Here is a 19,452-nt window from a genome sequence, read left to right on the forward strand (position 1 = left end):
TAATGGTCTATAATGCACATCCATCGGCGGTGATGCAGATAGAAACTTGTTGAAAAACAGTTACTTGTGATTAAGTTGATTGCTTTAAGTGATGAATTTGATGGTGAGTTGGTTTTGAGAATAAGTTTTAAAAATATCGAAATTACCTGTTGACTTTTAAGAGATTAAGAGTAATATAGCCGACCTAGCTTGCTGGTGACGAACCAGTAAGAAGATCATTAAGAGAATTGAAGAACAACTTGTGTGGATTTTTACTGATTGATTAATCGAAATAATTTTCATTGATTGATTGGTTTAAATTACTCGAAGTTTATTTGAGCGAAATTTAAGTCAGTAATTGATGAGCCAGAATTGGTACCTTGTCTTTAATAAGGTACAAAATGATTTTAACTGAAGAGTTTGATCATGGCTCAGATTGAACGCTGGCGGCAGGCTTAACACATGCAAGTCGAGCGGGGTGATGGTGCTTGCACTATCACCTAGCGGCGGACGGGTGAGTAATGCTTAGGAATCTGCCTATTAGTGGGGGACAACATTTCGAAAGGAATGCTAATACCGCATACGTCCTACGGGAGAAAGCAGGGGATCTTCGGACCTTGCGCTAATAGATGAGCCTAAGTCGGATTAGCTAGTTGGTGGGGTAAAGGCCTACCAAGGCGACGATCTGTAGCGGGTCTGAGAGGATGATCCGCCACACTGGGACTGAGACACGGCCCAGACTCCTACGGGAGGCAGCAGTGGGGAATATTGGACAATGGGCGCAAGCCTGATCCAGCCATGCCGCGTGTGTGAAGAAGGCCTTATGGTTGTAAAGCACTTTAAGCGAGGAGGAGGCTACTTTAGATAATACCTAGAGATAGTGGACGTTACTCGCAGAATAAGCACCGGCTAACTCTGTGCCAGCAGCCGCGGTAATACAGAGGGTGCAAGCGTTAATCGGATTTACTGGGCGTAAAGCGCGCGTAGGCGGCTAATTAAGTCAAATGTGAAATCCCCGAGCTTAACTTGGGAATTGCATTCGATACTGGTTAGCTAGAGTGTGGGAGAGGATGGTAGAATTCCAGGTGTAGCGGTGAAATGCGTAGAGATCTGGAGGAATACCGATGGCGAAGGCAGCCATCTGGCCTAACACTGACGCTGAGGTGCGAAAGCATGGGGAGCAAACAGGATTAGATACCCTGGTAGTCCATGCCGTAAACGATGTCTACTAGCCGTTGGGGCCTTTGAGGCTTTAGTGGCGCAGCTAACGCGATAAGTAGACCGCCTGGGGAGTACGGTCGCAAGACTAAAACTCAAATGAATTGACGGGGGCCCGCACAAGCGGTGGAGCATGTGGTTTAATTCGATGCAACGCGAAGAACCTTACCTGGCCTTGACATAGTAAGAACTTTCCAGAGATGGATTGGTGCCTTCGGGAACTTACATACAGGTGCTGCATGGCTGTCGTCAGCTCGTGTCGTGAGATGTTGGGTTAAGTCCCGCAACGAGCGCAACCCTTTTCCTTATTTGCCAGCGAGTAATGTCGGGAACTTTAAGGATACTGCCAGTGACAAACTGGAGGAAGGCGGGGACGACGTCAAGTCATCATGGCCCTTACGGCCAGGGCTACACACGTGCTACAATGGTCGGTACAAAGGGTTGCTACCTAGCGATAGGATGCTAATCTCAAAAAGCCGATCGTAGTCCGGATTGGAGTCTGCAACTCGACTCCATGAAGTCGGAATCGCTAGTAATCGCGGATCAGAATGCCGCGGTGAATACGTTCCCGGGCCTTGTACACACCGCCCGTCACACCATGGGAGTTTGTTGCACCAGAAGTAGCTAGCCTAACTGCAAAGAGGGCGGTTACCACGGTGTGGCCGATGACTGGGGTGAAGTCGTAACAAGGTAGCCGTAGGGGAACCTGCGGCTGGATCACCTCCTTAACGAAAGATTGACGATTGGTAAGAATCCACAACAAGTTGTTCTTCATAGATGTATCTGAGGGTCTGTAGCTCAGTTGGTTAGAGCACACGCTTGATAAGCGTGGGGTCACAAGTTCAAGTCTTGTCAGACCCACCATGACTTTGACTGGTTGAAGTTATAGATAAAAGATACATGACTGATGATGTAAGCTGGGGACTTAGCTTAGTTGGTAGAGCGCCTGCTTTGCACGCAGGAGGTCAGGAGTTCGACTCTCCTAGTCTCCACCAGAACTTAAGAGAAGTTCGGATTACAGAAATTAGTAAATAGAGATTTAGATCTTGGTTTATTAACTTCTGTGATTTAAGTATCACGGTATTAAGCATGACCTGACGAAGGCATGTTTATTCATTAACAGATTGGCAAAATTGAGTCTGAAATAAATTGTTCACTCAATAACAAAGAGAGAGGAAGTAATTCTAATCTTGGAGTTAATTGAGAACTAGCAAATTAACTGAATCAAGCGTTTTGGTATATGAATTTAGATTGAAGCTGTACAGTGTTTAGATACACAGTACTTCGAACTGTATGGATGAATGAGAAATCATTTGTTCTGTTGCTACACTCACTTGTAGGTGTAACGACTGTTTGGGGTTGTATAGTCAAGTAATTAAGTGCATGTGGTGGATGCCTTGGCAGTCAGAGGCGATGAAAGACGTGATAGCCTGCGAAAAGCTCCGGGGAGGCGGCAAATATCCTTTGATCCGGAGATTTCTGAATGGGGGAACCCACCTACTTTAAGGTAGGTATTGCAACATGAATACATAGTGTTGCAAGGCGAACGAGGGGAAGTGAAACATCTCAGTACCCTTAGGAAAAGAAATCAATTGAGATTCCCTCAGTAGCGGCGAGCGAACGGGGATCAGCCCATTAAGTTATGTGTGTTTTAGTGGAACGCTCTGGGAAGTGCGAACGTAGAGGGTGATATTCCCGTACACGAAAGGGCACACATAATGATGACGAGTAGGGCGAGGCACGTGAAACCTTGTCTGAATATGGGGGGACCATCCTCCAAGGCTAAATACTCCTGACTGACCGATAGTGAACCAGTACCGTGAGGGAAAGGCGAAAAGAACCCCTGTGAGGGGAGTGAAATAGATCCTGAAACCGCATGCATACAAGCAGTGGGAGCCGACTTGTTCGGTGACTGCGTACCTTTTGTATAATGGGTCAGCGACTTATATTCAGTAGCAAGGTTAACCGTATAGGGGAGCCGTAGGGAAACCGAGTCTTAATAGGGCGTTTAGTTGCTGGGTATAGACCCGAAACCAGGCGATCTATCCATGAGCAGGTTGAAGGTTGGGTAACACTAACTGGAGGACCGAACCCACTGTCGTTGAAAAGCCAGGGGATGACTTGTGGATAGGGGTGAAAGGCTAATCAAGCCTGGTGATAGCTGGTTCTCCCCGAAAGCTATTTAGGTAGCGCCTCGGACGAATACCATAGGGGGTAGAGCACTGTTTCGGCTAGGGGGTCATCCCGACTTACCAAACCGATGCAAACTCCGAATACCTATGAGTACTATCCGGGAGACAGACTGCGGGTGCTAACGTCCGTAGTCAAGAGGAAAACAATCCAGACCGCCAGCTAAGGCCCCAAAATCATAGTTAAGTGGGAAACGATGTGGGAAGGCATAGACAGCTAGGAGGTTGGCTTAGAAGCAGCCACCCTTTAAAGAAAGCGTAATAGCTCACTAGTCGAGTCGGCCTGCGCGGAAGATGTAACGGGGCTAAAACTATGTGCCGAAGCTGCGGATTTGACATTAGTCAAGTGGTAGGGGAGCGTTCTGTAAGCCGATGAAGGTGTATTGAGAAGTATGCTGGAGGTATCAGAAGTGCGAATGCTGACGTGAGTAACGACAAAACGGGTGAAAAACCCGTTCGCCGAAAGACCAAGGGTTCCAGTCCAACGTTAATCGGGGCTGGGTGAGTCGACCCCTAAGGCGAGGCCGAAAGGCGTAGTCGATGGGAAATTGGTTAATATTCCAATACTTCTGTGTAATGCGATGAGAGGACGGAGAAGGTTAAGTCAGCCTGGCGTTGGTTGTCCAGGTGGAAGGATGTAGGTATGTATCTTAGGCAAATCCGGGGTACTTTATACTGAGATCCGATAGCAAGCTGTACTTGTACAGTGAAGTGGCTGATACCATGCTTCCAGGAAAAGTCTCTAAGCTTCAGTTACACAGGAATCGTACCCGAAACCGACACAGGTGGTCAGGTCGAGTAGACCAAGGCGCTTGAGAGAACTCTGCTGAAGGAACTAGGCAAAATGGTACCGTAACTTCGGGAGAAGGTACGCTGTTGTTGGTGATGGAACTTGCTTCCTGAGCTGACGACAGCCGCAGAAACCAGGCCGCTGCAACTGTTTATTAAAAACATAGCACTCTGCAAACACGAAAGTGGACGTATAGGGTGTGATGCCTGCCCGGTGCTGGAAGGTTAATTGATGGGGTTAGCGTAAGCGAAGCTCTTGATCGAAGCCCCAGTAAACGGCGGCCGTAACTATAACGGTCCTAAGGTAGCGAAATTCCTTGTCGGGTAAGTTCCGACCTGCACGAATGGCATAATGATGGCGGCGCTGTCTCCAGCAGAGGCTCAGTGAAATCGAAATCGCTGTGAAGATGCAGTGTACCCGCGGCTAGACGGAAAGACCCCGTGAACCTTTACTGCAGCTTGACACTGAACTTTGACCTTACTTGTGTAGGATAGGTGGGAGGCTTTGAAGTTGGAACGCTAGTTCCAATGGAGCCGTCCTTGAAATACCACCCTGGTAATGTTGAGGTTCTAACTCTGTCCCGTTATCCGGGACGAGGACCGTGTCTGGTGGGTAGTTTGACTGGGGCGGTCTCCTCCTAAAGAGTAACGGAGGAGTACGAAGGTGCGCTCAGCGTGGTCGGAAATCACGCGTAGAGTATAAAGGCAAAAGCGCGCTTAACTGCGAGACCCACAAGTCGAGCAGGTACGAAAGTAGGTCTTAGTGATCCGGTGGTTCTGTATGGAAGGGCCATCGCTCAACGGATAAAAGGTACTCTGGGGATAACAGGCTGATACCGCCCAAGAGTTCATATCGACGGCGGTGTTTGGCACCTCGATGTCGGCTCATCTCATCCTGGGGCTGAAGCAGGTCCCAAGGGTATGGCTGTTCGCCATTTAAAGAGGTACGCGAGCTGGGTTTAGAACGTCGTGAGACAGTTCGGTCCCTATCTACCGTGGGCGCTGGAAATTTGAGAGGATCTGCTCCTAGTACGAGAGGACCAGAGTGGACGAACCTCTGGTGTACCGGTTGTGACGCCAGTCGCATCGCCGGGTAGCTATGTTCGGAAGGGATAACCGCTGAAAGCATCTAAGCGGGAAGCCTACCTCAAGATAAGATTTCCCTAGGAATTTATTCCTCTAAAGAGCCGTTCGAGACTAGGACGTTGATAGGTTGGATGTGGAAGCATAGTGATATGTGAAGCTGACCAATACTAATTGCTCGTGAGGCTTGACTATACAACACCCAAGCAGTTGTATATGAAGCATCAATCGATTCATAAACATGCAAAGCAACTTGATTTAGTTATACGCTTAGCTAAAATGAACAACGAAAAATCAGATTCAATCAGCCCATCTGTCAAGATTTGGAAAACGCAACGTATCACTAAGTGAATAAAACGAAGCAAGTATCCATACCAGTTGTGCTGGCGACCATAGCAAGAGTGAACCACCTGATCCCTTCCCGAACTCAGAAGTGAAACCTCTTAGCGCTGATGGTAGTGTGGGGTTACCCATGTGAGAGTAAGTCATCGCCAGCTCATTATTCAAACACCCCCGTTCGAATGAACGGGGGTGTTTTTTTGTGGCGCTAAAAAATGTTTAAGAGCTTATTCTTGGTTCAACTTTTTCTAAGTGGAATTTTTAAGGATAAGGAAAGCGTCAAATTAAGACGTTGGGAACTGTGTAAGCATGTTATTGCTATTCAAAATTCACTATGCTATAGAATGAAAATACATTTCTAATAGTATTATGCAAGAAAAACCTTATATCAGAGCCATAAAGCTGAAAGCTCCAGAGAGCTTGGACTGGGCCAGTTATCCCTATGTTATTCCAGCAGTAAATGATTTGGAAAATATTGAATTTCATCCTGATGTTACATTTTTTGTTGGGGAAAATGGTTCAGGCAAGTCCACTATTCTCGAAGCGTTGGCACTGGCATTAGGCTTTTCGGAAGAAGGCGGGACACGCAATGTTCAACTGAATACGGCAACCACCAGTTCCGTTTTGTATCAATCTCTACGCACAATAAAAAGCTATAAAAAGCCTCAGGACTATTATTTTTTAAGGGCCGAAAGTTTTTATAATGTGGCAACTTATATGAAAGAAATAGATTATCTGGCGGGTTACGGTGGAGATATACATACGCGTTCTCATGGGGAGGGGTTTTTAAAGCTATTAACCATGAAGTTAAAAGGACAAGGTTTATATCTTTTGGATGAACCGGAAGCCGCTTTATCGCCAACCATGCTGATGACAACGCTATCAGTCTTAGATCGTTTATGTCAGGCACAATCCCAATTTATTATTGCAACACATTCACCTATCCTTCTGGCGTACCCAAATGCAAAAATTTACCAGTTTTCGGAATCGGGAATTAAACAGGTGAGCTATGAAGAAACGGAACATTTCCGAGTAACAAAGGATTTTTTGAATAATTACCAAAAGAGATTAGCGCAAATTCTGGATGAACCATAACGAGCAAAAGATTAATGCTTATTTACTCATTATTTTTTTGTCATGATGCATTGAGTTAAAAGGGTCATTTACTTTTATTATTTATACTTAAAATATTGAAAAATATTTATTTTTATAATTTTTCTATCTTTTCTACTTTTCTCCTCGGTCCACAAGCCTATAATGATTCAGAAGCATTCCAAATTTAATAAGGATATAACATGTCTACCGATCAGCAATTCCCAACACCCAATAATTTAGGTATCGCAGTTTATTCAAATAATGCAGAAGCTATTGGTAATACTCCTTTAGTTCGCATCAACCGATTAATTAAAACTAGCGCAACTGTATTAGCAAAAGTAGAAAGTCGTAATCCTGCATTTTCTGTGAAATGCCGTATTGGAGCAGCACTTATTGCAGATGCAGAAAAGCGCGGCGTGTTAAAAGAAGGCATGCATATTGTTGAACCAACCAGTGGTAATACAGGGATTGCATTGGCTTTTGTTGCGGCGGCGAAAGGTTATCCAATTACTTTAACTATGCCAGCAAGCATGAGTCTTGAACGTAGAAAAGTATTAAAAGCTTTAGGTGCCAATTTAGTTTTAACTGAACCAGCAAAAGGGATGAAAGGTGCAGTTGATGAAGCTGTACGATTAGCAACTGAACAGCCCGATGTTTATTTCTTGCCACAACAATTTGAAAACCCAGCCAATCCACAAATTCATGTGGACACAACTGGTCCAGAAATTTGGCAAGCAACAGGTGGGCAAGTTGATATTTTGGTTGCGGGCGTAGGTACTGGTGGTACGATCACGGGTATTTCTCGTTATTTTGAACAAGTCCAAAATAAGCCATTATACTCAGTAGCTGTTGAACCTGCTGAGTCTCCAATTATTACTCAAACCAAAAATGGAGAGAATATCACTCCTGCACCCCATAAAATTCAGGGGATTGGTGCGAACTTTATTCCAAAAAATCTTGATTTAGATGTTGTTGATGAAGTTGTACCAGTGAGTAGTGAGGAAGCAATTCAGTGGGCAAGAAATTGTGCAACTCAAGAAGGTATTCTGGTTGGCATTTCGAGCGGAGCTGCATTGGCTGCTGCTGCTAAAATTGCAGAACGTCCTGAAAATGCTGGTAAAACAATAGTTGTTATTCTTCCAGACAGTGGCGAACGTTATTTATCTTCTGTTTTATTTGAAGGTTTATTTGACGAATAAAATTAACTATGTAAAAAAGCCCATTAATAGATGGGCTTTTTTTATTTGATCTTAATTTATAATGCACTTTTTAAAGTTTTCTGATGACGCTTCACAGATCGAGCGTATTTTTTCGCTTTGTGTCGTGTCCAGAAGCTTCGCTCATATCCAGTTGGTCCTACATTATAATAAGCTGTTGCCTTAAACCAACTATCCGCTGACTGATAATAGTGATTTAAGATATAAGCACCACATTGAATATTAGTGGTTTCATCATATAAATTCCCAGCACAAGTTTGTTGCCAATAGCTCGGAATAATTTGAGTTAAACCGACTGCACCAGTTGGAGAGTGAGCATTACTATTGTAACTAGACTCTTGCCTAATGACTGCTGCAAGTAAAAGAGGAGGTACATTATATTGGTCAGCACTTTGAATAATCATTGGAGATAGCCGATTGGCTGTGCTGGCTGGAACAGAATAAGCTTTTTGTAAGCCAGACGAGAGTTTATTTGAGCGCCAAGAAAAAGAGCCACTATTAGGTCCTAAGCTTGTACATCCCGTCATTATTGTTATCAACGCAATAATAAAAAATTTGAGGCTAAGGCGGTGTAATTGTGATGGTTCAAAATGATCTTGAGCTAAAGATGAGGTAAGCAAAATACAAAACCAATAATCAAATTTTAAATGAAATGATGGTATTCAGCTATTCTTATCGGATCAATATAAGTTCTGTTGCTCGGCACATCTAGAAAGTAAGAATTTTGTATAATTGAAATGAAAAACCCCCGACATCCTGTCGAGGCTTCTTCGTATTCAGCTTTATGTAGCTAACTCCTGTCAACTACCGCTTCCTGCGTTCTTATTCTTCTTCAATGAGACATCCTGTCTCTCTATGATTCATATAGTATGAAAAAATACTAAAGCTGGATATCCGCAAATCACTGCAAGTTTTGTAGGTTTAAGCTTACAGATCTACTTTTTAAATTTTCTTAAATATTATTTCGACTCGTTTTTATGCTTTCATGGCTTTATATTCCTTGATAAGCATTTAAGGTCAATGCAAAATTTTCTCCAAATTGTTGAGCAGTTTTAATATCTCCTTCATCAAAACCATCTGCATTACTGCCATGTTCAGCTTGAGCCATTAAGCCTGACCATGAACCGAGACGGTTAGCTGCTTTTGCATAGGCAACACCTTGATGTTGTTCTGGCAGAATTGGATTGCCAACCCAGAGCATACCGTGTTGCATACAAAAGGTAAAAATCGAAATTAGCGTGGATTGTTTATCACCAGCAGGAAGGGAAGATACGGTAAAGCCAGCTGCTAATTTTCCTTTAAAACTTTGTTGTTTCCATAATGGACCAGTTGCATCCATGAGTTGCTTTAATTTGGAAGATACACCACCTAAATAAGTGGGGGATCCCCAAATTAAGCCGTCATATCGGATAAGAATTTCTGGGCTATTGATAATATCTTCGGCATTGAGTGAATCTACTTCAATATCTTGATGGCTCAAAATACCAGTTTGAATTTGCTGAGCAATAAATTGGGTGTGACCTTGGCGGCTATGGTAAATAATGGCAGCAGTTTTCATGAGCAGTCTTCTCTTTATTTAAATTTGAAATAGTTTTGCAGTGAGATATAAACCACAACCAAAAACACTATGGTTCATTAAACTTTTTAGACAGTTAAAAAAAGGATGAGGTGTTTTTGATGAAGCAAAGCCACTACCCATCGCAGGTTGCATAATAAAAAAAGGAATGAGAACGGTGACTACACCAAACATTAGAGCTGAGTAAAACTGAGCATCAATAAGCCAATCTGAGCCAGCAATGAAAAGAAAGCTCAATGCGAAGATAATCCCGACACTATAGTGGGCAATCCAGCCCAATAAATACTCATGCTTAATTGAGGGGCTTTTTGCAATAGATTGATGTACGAGTTTCCCTTGAAATATCCAACCAACCCAACGTCCGAGAAAGGCAAGATTTAATGTCGGGATCTTAAATATTTTTAGTATTAACAGCCATATATCCATAATAACTGTTGCACCAATACCAAGACATAAAGCTTGAAAGAATAATGTGGAAGTATTCATTTTTACACCTTGCTTTTATACGTATGAAACGTGATAAATTTATTGTGCAAGTTCAAGTTCACTTGAAGTCAAGAGGGTATTATGGATATTGGTGAAGTTGCTAAAAAGGCAAAAGTCACAACGGCTACACTACGTTTTTATGAAGAGAAAGGATTAATTAAATCGATAGGGCGGCAAGGCTTACGTCGACAATATGGCAAGCAGGTAATTGATCAATTGGCATTAATCTCTTTAGGTCGTGCTGCGGGCTTTTCTTTAAATGAGATCGCTGCAATGTTTGGACAAGATGGTAAGCCTGAACTTGATCGGCAAAAATTAAAAGATAAAGCTCAACAATTAGAGCAAATGGCGAAGCGATTGCATTTTATTAGTCAGGGATTAGAACACGCGGCTGTATGTCCTGCCGAAAATCATATGGAATGCCCAACCTTCCAGAACTTTTTAAAAGCAGCAATTGCTGGAGAATATCAGCCAACGAAACTTTAATTCTTTTTAATGAGGTTACTTAGTTTGTGTTTGTATTGAATAGTTGGGGTTGTCATATTTTCGCCATAAAGATTTCATCTTTTTGAAGTAAAAACTTCATATAAGCTTGATTAAATTTGCTTAATTTTTTACCAACTGTATAAAACCATGAGCAAAAAAACATTAGCGGCATTATTATGCTTTGCCAGTCTGGGATTGACTGCATGTAATGATGATAACGACCAAGAACAAACTGCACCTACTGAAAACATTACCGAACCTACCTTAATTTCCTTTGCCAAGTTACCTGTAGAAACTTATGCTGCTGGTCCAAACTCAGGGGCATTTGTAAAAGGTGCAAATGGAATTTATCCTCCATTTAAAGGTCAACCTGTACAGGGGTTTTCTGCTGCATTAAAAAATGCAGATGGCAGTTATATGGCAATGGCCGATAACGGTTTTGGTACCCAAGATAATTCAGCAGACTTTTTACTTCGTATTTATAAAATAAAGCCTGATTTCAAAACTAAAACTAAGGGCACGAGCCAAGTTACTGTACAAAGCTTTATCCAACTGCGTGATCCGAATAAATTAATTCCATTTAATATCGTCAATGGTGATACAGCTGAGCGTTTATTAACGGGCGCTGATTTTGATCCAGAATCTATGCAACGTACTAGCGATGGGACTTACTGGATTGGAGATGAGTTTGGGCCCTATTTACTTCATTTTTCAGCAGATGGTGTGTTATTAGATACACCGATTGCTCTGCCAAATCCGTTAAATCCGACTCAAGAATTACGTTCACCACAGAATCAATTTAATAAAGCGCAAATTAATTTTGTAGAGCCTCTAGTTCAGCAAAGTGGTGGTTTTGAAGGGATGGCAATTTCGCCAGATGGGCAGTATCTTTATCCTCTTATAGAAAAGCCAATTAAATCAATTCGAGAAACGGAAAGACAATTATTGATTTCTCAATTTGATGTGAAGAAAAAAGCATATACAGGGAAATATTATTGGTTCCAGTTAGACAGTAAGGCAACCAATATTGGTGACTTCCAACTCTTTAATGATAAAGAAGGCATTATTATTGAACGTGATGCAACTCAGAATAATTTAGGCGGCTATAAAAAATTAATTCGTATTAAATTAAATGAGTCAGGCCAGCTGGTCAGCCGTGAAGATTTAGTTGATTTAATTAAAATTGCTAACCCGAATTTGTTGTATGGCACAGCTAGAGAGGGTGATATTGGTACGGGGCAGGTTTTTGCTTTCCCATTTGAAACCATTGAAGATGTGATTATTGAAAATGGTACAACGCTTACCGTTTTTAATGATAATAACTTCCCAGGGTCGACAGGACGTAACGCAAAATTAGCTGACGATAATGAGATTATTCAGATTCGTTTGCCAAAAGCTTTGTTCTAAGCTCTATAAATAAAAAAATTAAAACTGCGGCGGATTTTGTTCCGCCGTATTTATTGCAGGAATAAAATATTGAGTAAACTTTAATCAAATTAATTTCTATATTATTGTTTTCGCATGTTTTATAAACAGGGAAAATGAATGAAATTCATGTTAAAATGATCGGCTTTCATCTTTAGATGTCTCTCCTTCATCTGCTAGCCGAGATTCGCAAGCCATGTCTACTGCCTACACCATGCAAACTGCGCCAAAAGCGTTGTTTGATTACGACAAATATTGGGCGTCGTGTTTTGAACCAGCACCATTTTTGCCGATGTCACGAGAAGAAATGGACCAACTCGGCTGGGATGCGTGTGACTTTATTTTAGTCTGTGGTGATGCTTATATTGACCACCCATCATTTGTATCGGGTGTGATTGGACGTGTGCTTGAGGCACAAGGTTTCCGTGTCGGAATTATTGCGCAGCCAGACTGGACGAATGTTGAAAGCTTCCGCGTTTTAGGTAAGCCAACGATTGCTTGGGGAGTGACTGCAGGTAATATGGATTCGATGATTAACCGTTATACGGCAGATCGTAAAATCCGTTCTGATGATGCATATTCTCCAAACAATGAACCAAATAAACGTCCTGACCGCGCAGCAACAGTTTATTGTCAACGTTGCCGCGAAGCCTTTCCAGACGTACCAGTGTTATTAGGTGGTATTGAAGGCAGTTTACGTCGTATTGCGCACTACGATTATTGGTCAGATAAAGTTCGTCGTTCGATTTTGATGGACTCAAAAGCCGATTTGCTCATGTATGGTAATGGTGAGCGTGCCATTATTGATGTGATGCATCGTTTGGCCAAAGGTGAAAAAATCCACGAGATTACTGATGTTCGTGGTACGGCATTTATTATTAATAAACATAATAAAGCATCAAAAGCAAAGTTTGTTGAAGTTGCGAGTAATGATGTAGATACGGTTGGGCGTGTTGATCCAATTATTAACCCATATGTCATGACAGAAGATATCGATGGCTGTGAGGTTGAAAAAGAAAAGGGTAACTCTTTAGCTCAATATCAAAATTTCCAAAAAGAGATTGTTGCAAATCCGATTGTGCGTGAAGGCGACAAACTCGATGACGATACTCAAATCGTTCAATTAAAGCCAGCACCATCAAAAGCAATTAAACACAAATTACCACCGCGAGAGTTGGCGGTCATTCGTTTGCCTTCTTTTGAAGAAGTGGCAAATGATCAAGTGCTTTATGCGCATGCAAACCGTATTTTGCATCTTGAAACTAATCCGGGTAATGCCCGCGCACTTGTTCAACGCCATGGTGAACGCGATGTCTGGATTAACCCACCTCCAATTCCTCTAACTACAGAGGAAATGGATTATGTGTTTGATTTACCGTATGCACGCTTGCCACATCCTACTTATGGCGATGCTCGTTTCCCTGCATTTGATATGATCAAATTCTCGGTCAATATTATGCGTGGCTGTTTTGGCGGTTGTACATTCTGTTCAATTACAGAACATGAAGGGCGTATTATTCAAAACCGTTCGGAAGATTCAATTTTACGTGAGATTGAAAAAATCCGTGATACGGCACCAAACTTCACCGGCATTATCTCAGACTTAGGTGGTCCAACGGCAAACATGTACCGTTTGCATTGTAAAGATCCTGAAATTGAAAAGAACTGTCGTAAACCTTCTTGTGTATATCCGGGTGTTTGTCAAAACTTGCATACTGATCACGCGCCATTAGTGCAGCTTTACCGTAAAGCACGTGCAATTAAAGGTGTGAAGAAGATTCTGATTGGTTCGGGTTTACGTTATGACCTTGCAGTATTGAACCCTGAATATGTGAAAGAGTTGGTGCAACACCACGTGGGTGGTTATTTAAAAATTGCTCCTGAACATACCGAGCAAGGCCCGTTATCAAAAATGATGAAGCCGGGTATTGGTACGTATGATCGTTTCAAACAAATGTTTGACCGTTTCAGTAAAGAAGCAGGAAAAGAGCAATATTTAATTCCTTACTTTATTGCTGCGCATCCGGGCACTTCAGATTACGACATGATGCACCTTGCAATTTGGTTGAAGAAGAATGGTTTCCGTGCCGATCAGGTACAGACTTTCTATCCATCACCAATGGCAACTGCAACAACCATGTATTATTCGGGCAAAAACCCGCTTGCTAAAGTAGCTCGCTATACTGAAAAAGTTGATATTGTAAAAGGTGAGAAGCGTCGTCGTCTGCATAAAGCATTCTTACGTTACCATGATCCAAACAACTGGCCATTGCTTCGTGAAGCCCTAAAAGAAATGGGACGTGCCGATTTAATTGGTAATTCGAAGCAACATTTAATTCCAACTTATCAGCCACAAGGTACTGCTGAAGGTGAATATAAATCTGCGCGTAAGAAGAACTCGTCTGTGGCGGGAGATTCAGCAAAACGTGGTCAGGGACAATCTCGTTCAGTAGTAGGGCAAAAACGTCCACAAAAAGGACAGATTCTAACCCAGCATACAGGTTTGCCTCCTCGTGAAACAGGAGAAAAAAGACCGTTTGGTGGAAAAAGTAAACCAAAAACCAAAGCTCGTGGATGATGATAAAACAGGCTCTTCAACAGAGCCTGTTTTGTTTTAAATATGATTATTTAAATCGCATAGTGAGATTTTTGAAGATTTAAAGTACAAAAAGCGTAAGGGAAAATGATAAATACCATAAATCTGACGAGCTGCACTTGATTGTTGTTGACTCTATGATTATAAATAGTGTGAGGGTGGCTAAATTTAAGCCAAGCTTGATAACTACAAGTGAAATTACTAAGTGAACCTTTTAAAGAACGGCTGTGTCGTTATCAATTAAAACAAAGTGTGATCTAGCAAAATCATTATAAAAAACTTAAAGGATTAGGCCCATGTATTATCTAATTACGATCTTATTATTATTTTTGGCTGTTGTGATGGCAGTGAAAAGTCTTTCGCGAAGGCATCAACATGATAGTGCCTTGAAGCGCCGTGCAGTATTAACTAGTCATGAGCAAATAACATTAACCAGACTACAAACTGTTTTACCCAAATTTACCGTTTTAGCCCATGTATCTTTTGATGCACTATTAACTACGAAATATGCACACACACGTCGAAAATATCAAAATATGGCAGCTGATTTTGTTGTACTTGACCAAAATTATCAGGTGGTTGTAGTCGTTGTTCTGGGGGAAAATGGGTTACGCCGAGCGCATCAACAATATGAACGTCGTCTATTACAGTTAGCTGGCTATCGTGTGCTGCATTATAGCGGTGTGCCTGATTATCATGATTTAAGAAGAGACTTATTGAGTCCAGAATCAGATCTTGCAATTTTACATGCAACGCCACAGCAAGAAAGAATGTCAAATGCTTTTGTGAAGTCTTAAAAATTAGTCCCTATAGCAATTGATGGGAAAATTCATTAAAGAAGATCTTGATAATATGCTGACATTAAAGACTTTAAAACCATTAAAAAAACTGAGTAACATCACTTAAGAGATTGCTCAGTTTTTTTATTGATTAAAACCAATAACGATTAAGGAAGTACCGCAACAACCGTCATTTCTACAAGCACATCTGGCGCATAGAGTTTTGACTCTACACATGTGCGTGCTGGAGGGTGTCCTTCACTAATCCATGCATCCCAAACCGCATTCATTGCTGCATAGTCTTTTTCGATATCTTTTAGAAAAATCATGACAGAAAGGATATGGGTTTTATCTGTTCCAGCTTCTGCCAATAGACGATCAATATTGTCTAAAGTTTGTTGAGTCTGTCCCGTAACATCTGCGCTTGTATCATCTGCGAGTTGCCCAGCTAGGTGTACCAAATTACCTGAAATCGCAACTTCGCAGTAGCGTGAAGTAACGTGTAAACGCTTTACCGTCATAAAAATGCTCTAAAGTGGCCTTATTTAATAGTTTTGATTTTATGAAGAGTTGCTAGACCGGTGCAAGTAAGTAGAAAGAAATTTCAGTAGATTATTGTGATGAAGGGATATCTAAGCCATGTATCAGAAGAGCCCTGCAATATTCGGATTTGGTCGTCACGCCAATCACAGGACGATATGCCGAAAGTAAAGGTTGCTTTGGCATGTTGCAAATACATGGGTAATGAATATGCGTGGATTAGGTTACTCTAAAGTTTGAGTAAAAGGGAGTCTATTTTGTTTAAAAGTTGCTCTTTTGAGTGAAAAGTAGTCAATTACCAAAGGTTAAGCTGGAAGTCTTCCGCTTGGGTCTGTAATTGATAAACACCTATACCAATCAGGCGAAACTGGAAGTGTTCGGGGATTTGCATTTCATTTAATAATAAAAATAAAACTTGGATTAAGTCTTGTAGCGACTGGATCGGTCTTTTAAAGCTTTTACTATGTTGTAAAGTCTGAAAATTCTTGAGTTTAAGTTTGATATTCACACCACGTGCATTGAGCTGCTTTTTCTCTAGTGTTTGCCAGACTTTTTCAGCTAATCCCTGCCAATAGGGTTGGCATTGAGCCAAAGTAAAATCACTATCAAAAGTTGTCTCTTTCGAAATTTGTTGGCGAGCTCTTTCAGCTTGAACAGGTCTGTGGTCAATGCCTTGAGCATATAGGTAGAGTTGCTGTCCATATTTACCAAAGTGATGTACTAAAACAGCCTCTTCAATTTTCTGTAAATCACCTAGCGTATGTAATTGAAGCTGTTGTAATTTTTCCTGAGTGACTTTACCCACGCCAGGAATCTTTTTAAGCGGAAGGTCTTTAATAAAAGTCGCAACTTGCGAAGGTTTGATTACACATAAACCATTCGGTTTATTCCAGTCGGAAGCGATTTTTGCCAAAAATTTATTTGGTGCCACACCTGCCGATGCGGTCAGTCCAGTTAACCTAAAAATATCTTCTCGAATATGCATGGCAACTTCGGTTGCACTCGCAATCTGTTTTAAATTATCAGTGACATCTAGATAAGCTTCATCTAAAGATAAAGGCTCAATAAGTAGCGTATATTGCTGAAAAATAGAATGAATCTGAGCAGAGACTGTACGGTATTTTTCAAAATTTGGCTCAATAATAACGACTTGAGGGCATAGTTTTCTTGCCTGACTCATTGACATGGCTGAACGTAAACCAAATTCACGGGCAGGGTAGGATGCAGCAGCGATTACAGCTCGAGGATGATGAGATGAGATAACAACGGGTAGATGTCTTAATTCAGGACGTTCCCGTAACTCGACCGATGCATAAAAGGCATCCATATCGATATGAATGATTTTGCGCATATTATTGTGCTTTCACGATGCCTTGCTGCTGTAAAAATTGTTGCCATTGCTTGACCGATCCCTCATAAACATTGAGATCAACAGGCTTGGCTATCCCTACAATTTTACCCTGATTACTATGCTGCCAAAAGAGCCATTTTCTCTTATCTTTGAGTTCAGGTTTACCCTCATAATCACGTACCCAAAGAGGAGTCTCAGAAAAATTCCCAACTAAGACAATGTGATAAAAAGTTTTAGAAATATAAAAGATGGGTTGTTTGTCATAATGCTGTTTTAAGCGGTCATGCATGATGCCAATTTCTTTAATTAACTGTTCTTTGGTGTAAGTATTAATACAGTTACTGTCGTATTCCAGATCAATGACGGGTGGAAGGGCATCTGATTTTTTAGGTACCGTCGCAATAAAGTTATCTGCTTGTGTTTTACCATCACGACATAGACGGTAAAAGTGATAAGCACCTACATGAAAGCCGTGCTCACGTGCTTTGAGCCAGTTTTCTTGAAACTTTGAATCTTTATAATCGCCACCCTCTGTCGCTTTTAAATAGACGAATTGGAACTTATCTGGTGATATTTTTTTCCAGTTAATATCACCTTGATGGTGAGAAACATCGAAGCCTTGAATTGGATAATCTTGTGCAACGGCTTTTTGCTGATAGAACAGACCAAAATAAGCCAAAATTCCCATAACAAAAGCTAAGCCAATCCCGATTAAGGTATTGTGCTGTACTGTGAAAAAGGTTTTAGCCGGTTTGGTCATGCAAAACTCATTCAAAATATGAAGCTGACATCATAGCGTGATTCACGAGCGAGAAACCATGCTAAAAATGCAAACGCTTACACAGGCGTATTTTTTGGAATTTGCCAGAAAATACATGCAGTAATGACATTGATACAACCGAGACAAATGAGAGTGACATGAAATGCTGTAGTCACATGGTCTGGACCATAATAATTGGTAAAAATATTAATGAGGGTACCTGCCAGTGCAACACCAATACTCATTGATAGCATCATGATCATTGATAGGAAACTATTACCGCTACTCGCATCTTGTTGAGGCAAATCTTTCAAAGTTAATGTATTCATTCCAACGAATTGCAATGAATTTAATGTGCCAAATAAGAAAAAGTGTAAGGCTCTAAACCAAGTTGGAGTGTCGACGGTCATAATCGAAAAAGAGGCAATACATAACCCAACTAACGTTGTGTTAATAAGTAAAAAACGTCGATAGCCAATTTTTTGAATAATAGGTCTGACAATTGGTTTTGAAAATAATGAACCCAAAACTAATGGAATCATCATTAAACCTGCAATGAAGGGTTCAAAACCAAAAGCAACCTGTAGCATGAGTGGTAAAACAAAAGGTAAGGCATTACCACCAAAGCGAGCAAAGAAATTACCTAAAATACCAATCGCATAAATTTTATTTCTAAAGAGTCGGCTACGGAATAATGCATTTTGATGAGTATGTGAATGATAGGCATACCAAAATGTTGCGATTATTCCGACCACTAATAGCGAAATACTGAACCATTTTGAATATTCAGGTGAAGCTAAGTGTTCAATCCCTAAAGACAATCCAATCATTGCCACTACTAATAAGATGAAGCCACCTAAATCAAATGTTTTGACTGAGGGTTCTTTTACATTTGGCATGACTTTTAGTGTCATTAATATGCCAAGTATGCCCATAGGAATATTGATGAGGAAAATCCAGTGCCAACTTGCAACTTCAACTAACCAACCACCTAAAGTTGGGCCGGCCAAAGGTCCGAGTAAACCCGCTAGACTCATTAAGCTCATTGCAGCTAAGAACTGAGTTCGAGGAATAATTTTTAAAAGTGATAATCGGCCAACAGGAAGTAGTAAGGCTCCTCCTACACCTTGGATGACGCGGAAAAATAACAGCTCATTAAGACTTTGTGAAAGACCACAACCTAAAGAAGCCAGAGTAAAGATCACGATTGCCGACAAGAAAATATTTCTAACACCAAAGCGATCTGCTAACCATCCACTCAATGGGATACAAGCAGCAACCGATAATACATAGGCCACGACTACACTATGCATGCGTAAAGGATTTTCATTTAGATGATGAGCCATTGCAGGAATAGCGGTATTTACAATCGTTGTGTCTAAAGCCTGCATAAAAAAGCCAATGGAAACCAAAAGAACGAGTAAGCGATATTCGGGTTGCAAGGCTTGGTGAGTCGGCGTGGCATTCATAACATTTGAAAATTAACGTTTTGGTCTAGTGTAAAACAAATTGAGATTAAAAAAGTATGTCAATGCGGAATACCC

At 41.2% G+C, this 19,452-nt stretch carries 13 protein-coding genes, 2 tRNA genes, 3 rRNA genes and 1 pseudogene; 12 read left to right on the forward strand and 7 right to left on the reverse strand.

The features are described from left to right. Nucleotides 1-387 precede the first annotated feature (387 nt). From HUN22_RS03050 to cysK, 7 genes are all read left to right on the forward strand, one after another. Nucleotides 388-1,925, forward strand: a 16S ribosomal RNA gene (locus HUN22_RS03050). A gap of 59 nt (nucleotides 1,926-1,984) precedes the next feature. Continuing rightward, nucleotides 1,985-2,061 (forward strand) — tRNA-Ile (locus HUN22_RS03055). A 55-nt stretch (nucleotides 2,062-2,116) separates the two neighbouring features. Beyond that, a tRNA-Ala gene (locus HUN22_RS03060) sits at nucleotides 2,117-2,192 on the forward strand. A gap of 370 nt (nucleotides 2,193-2,562) precedes the next feature. Further along, nucleotides 2,563-5,453: ribosomal RNA gene (locus tag HUN22_RS03065) — 23S ribosomal RNA — on the forward strand. Between the two features lie 187 nt (nucleotides 5,454-5,640). Continuing rightward, nucleotides 5,641-5,755: ribosomal RNA gene (gene rrf / locus HUN22_RS03070) — 5S ribosomal RNA — on the forward strand. The 16S, 23S and 5S rRNA genes sit together here with 2 tRNA genes alongside, the layout of an rRNA operon. Nucleotides 5,756-5,966: 211 nt before the next feature. Then, complete coding sequence (locus HUN22_RS03075; protein WP_174726457.1) at nucleotides 5,967-6,692, forward strand: AAA family ATPase; 726 nt, start codon at nucleotides 5,967-5,969, stop codon at nucleotides 6,690-6,692. A gap of 200 nt (nucleotides 6,693-6,892) precedes the next feature. Next, nucleotides 6,893-7,891 carry a cysteine synthase A gene (gene cysK / locus HUN22_RS03080; RefSeq protein WP_174726458.1) on the forward strand — a complete coding sequence of 333 codons (999 nt, stop codon included), beginning with the start codon at nucleotides 6,893-6,895 and terminating at the stop codon, nucleotides 7,889-7,891. A gap of 56 nt (nucleotides 7,892-7,947) precedes the next feature. On the opposite strand, the gene HUN22_RS03085 is transcribed toward cysK, so the two are convergent. The 3 genes from HUN22_RS03085 to HUN22_RS03095 form a co-directional block, all read right to left on the reverse strand. After that, nucleotides 7,948-8,571 carry a lytic transglycosylase domain-containing protein gene (locus HUN22_RS03085; RefSeq protein WP_174726473.1) on the reverse strand — a complete coding sequence of 208 codons (624 nt, stop codon included), beginning with the start codon at nucleotides 8,569-8,571 and terminating at the stop codon, nucleotides 7,948-7,950. A 329-nt stretch (nucleotides 8,572-8,900) separates the two neighbouring features. Next, a complete protein-coding gene (locus HUN22_RS03090; protein WP_125739273.1) occupies nucleotides 8,901-9,467 on the reverse strand; it encodes a flavodoxin family protein in 567 nt (188 codons plus the stop codon). Between the two features lie 18 nt (nucleotides 9,468-9,485). Beyond that, on the reverse strand, nucleotides 9,486-9,971 hold the full coding sequence (locus HUN22_RS03095) for a DUF2938 domain-containing protein (RefSeq protein WP_174726459.1): 486 nt from the start codon (nucleotides 9,969-9,971) through the stop codon (nucleotides 9,486-9,488). A gap of 81 nt (nucleotides 9,972-10,052) precedes the next feature. On the opposite strand from HUN22_RS03095, the gene HUN22_RS03100 reads away from it, so the two are divergent. From HUN22_RS03100 to HUN22_RS03115, 4 genes are all read left to right on the forward strand, one after another. Further along, nucleotides 10,053-10,457: a helix-turn-helix domain-containing protein gene (locus HUN22_RS03100; RefSeq protein ID WP_174726460.1), complete on the forward strand. Its 405-nt coding sequence runs from the start codon at nucleotides 10,053-10,055 to the stop codon at nucleotides 10,455-10,457. A 147-nt stretch (nucleotides 10,458-10,604) separates the two neighbouring features. After that, nucleotides 10,605-11,864 (forward strand): esterase-like activity of phytase family protein, encoded by a 1,260-nt coding sequence (locus HUN22_RS03105; RefSeq protein ID WP_174726461.1) that lies wholly within the window; start codon nucleotides 10,605-10,607, stop codon nucleotides 11,862-11,864. Between the two features lie 214 nt (nucleotides 11,865-12,078). Further along, entirely contained in the window at nucleotides 12,079-14,460 is a 2,382-nt protein-coding gene (locus tag HUN22_RS03110; RefSeq protein WP_174726462.1) for a YgiQ family radical SAM protein, read from the forward strand. A gap of 314 nt (nucleotides 14,461-14,774) precedes the next feature. After that, the gene (locus HUN22_RS03115; RefSeq protein ID WP_174726463.1) at nucleotides 14,775-15,275 is read left to right on the forward strand and encodes a DUF2726 domain-containing protein; all 501 of its coding nucleotides are present in this window, start codon (nucleotides 14,775-14,777) and stop codon (nucleotides 15,273-15,275) included. 149 nt (nucleotides 15,276-15,424) lie between these two features. Here HUN22_RS03115 and HUN22_RS03120 read toward each other — a convergent pair whose 3' ends face one another. Continuing rightward, nucleotides 15,425-15,778, reverse strand: a complete 354-nt coding sequence (locus HUN22_RS03120; protein WP_005065666.1) for a RidA family protein — start codon at nucleotides 15,776-15,778, stop codon at nucleotides 15,425-15,427. A gap of 193 nt (nucleotides 15,779-15,971) precedes the next feature. Between HUN22_RS03120 and HUN22_RS18085 the strand changes: the two are divergent. Further along, nucleotides 15,972-16,034 (forward strand): annotated as a pseudogene (locus HUN22_RS18085) (hypothetical protein); the annotation flags it as partial. 58 nt (nucleotides 16,035-16,092) lie between these two features. Here HUN22_RS18085 and dinB read toward each other — a convergent pair. The 3 genes from dinB to mdtD form a co-directional block, all read right to left on the reverse strand. Continuing rightward, nucleotides 16,093-17,148 (reverse strand): DNA polymerase IV, encoded by a 1,056-nt coding sequence (gene dinB, locus HUN22_RS03125; RefSeq protein ID WP_174726464.1) that lies wholly within the window; start codon nucleotides 17,146-17,148, stop codon nucleotides 16,093-16,095. Nucleotide 17,149: 1 nt separating this feature from the next. Beyond that, complete coding sequence (locus HUN22_RS03130; RefSeq protein WP_174726465.1) at nucleotides 17,150-17,908, reverse strand: glycoside hydrolase family 25 protein; 759 nt, start codon at nucleotides 17,906-17,908, stop codon at nucleotides 17,150-17,152. Between the two features lie 77 nt (nucleotides 17,909-17,985). Further along, complete coding sequence (gene mdtD, locus HUN22_RS03135; RefSeq protein ID WP_057104799.1) at nucleotides 17,986-19,377, reverse strand: multidrug transporter subunit MdtD; 1,392 nt, start codon at nucleotides 19,375-19,377, stop codon at nucleotides 17,986-17,988. Nucleotides 19,378-19,452 lie beyond the last annotated feature (75 nt).

The sequence above is a fragment of the Acinetobacter lactucae genome, assembly GCF_013344765.1.
GTDB classification, from domain to species: Bacteria; Pseudomonadota; Gammaproteobacteria; order Pseudomonadales; family Moraxellaceae; genus Acinetobacter; species Acinetobacter lactucae_A.

Bases quoted from the DNA above. Each gene is read 5' to 3' on its own strand.
- HUN22_RS03075 (WP_174726457.1), top strand. From the start codon at position 5,967: ATGCAAGAAAAACCTTATATCAGAGCCATAAAGCTGAAAGCTCCAGAG.
- cysK (WP_174726458.1), top strand. From the start codon at position 6,893: ATGTCTACCGATCAGCAATTCCCAACACCCAATAATTTAGGTATCGCA.
- HUN22_RS03090 (WP_125739273.1), bottom strand. From the start codon at position 9,467: ATGAAAACTGCTGCCATTATTTACCATAGCCGCCAAGGTCACACCCAA.
- HUN22_RS03095 (WP_174726459.1), bottom strand. From the start codon at position 9,971: ATGAATACTTCCACATTATTCTTTCAAGCTTTATGTCTTGGTATTGGT.
- HUN22_RS03100 (WP_174726460.1), top strand. From the start codon at position 10,053: ATGGATATTGGTGAAGTTGCTAAAAAGGCAAAAGTCACAACGGCTACA.
- HUN22_RS03105 (WP_174726461.1), top strand. From the start codon at position 10,605: ATGAGCAAAAAAACATTAGCGGCATTATTATGCTTTGCCAGTCTGGGA.
- HUN22_RS03110 (WP_174726462.1), top strand. From the start codon at position 12,079: ATGTCTACTGCCTACACCATGCAAACTGCGCCAAAAGCGTTGTTTGAT.
- HUN22_RS03115 (WP_174726463.1), top strand. From the start codon at position 14,775: ATGTATTATCTAATTACGATCTTATTATTATTTTTGGCTGTTGTGATG.
- HUN22_RS03120 (WP_005065666.1), bottom strand. From the start codon at position 15,778: ATGACGGTAAAGCGTTTACACGTTACTTCACGCTACTGCGAAGTTGCG.
- dinB (WP_174726464.1), bottom strand. From the start codon at position 17,148: ATGCGCAAAATCATTCATATCGATATGGATGCCTTTTATGCATCGGTC.
- HUN22_RS03130 (WP_174726465.1), bottom strand. From the start codon at position 17,908: ATGACCAAACCGGCTAAAACCTTTTTCACAGTACAGCACAATACCTTA.
- mdtD (WP_057104799.1), bottom strand. From the start codon at position 19,377: ATGAATGCCACGCCGACTCACCAAGCCTTGCAACCCGAATATCGCTTA.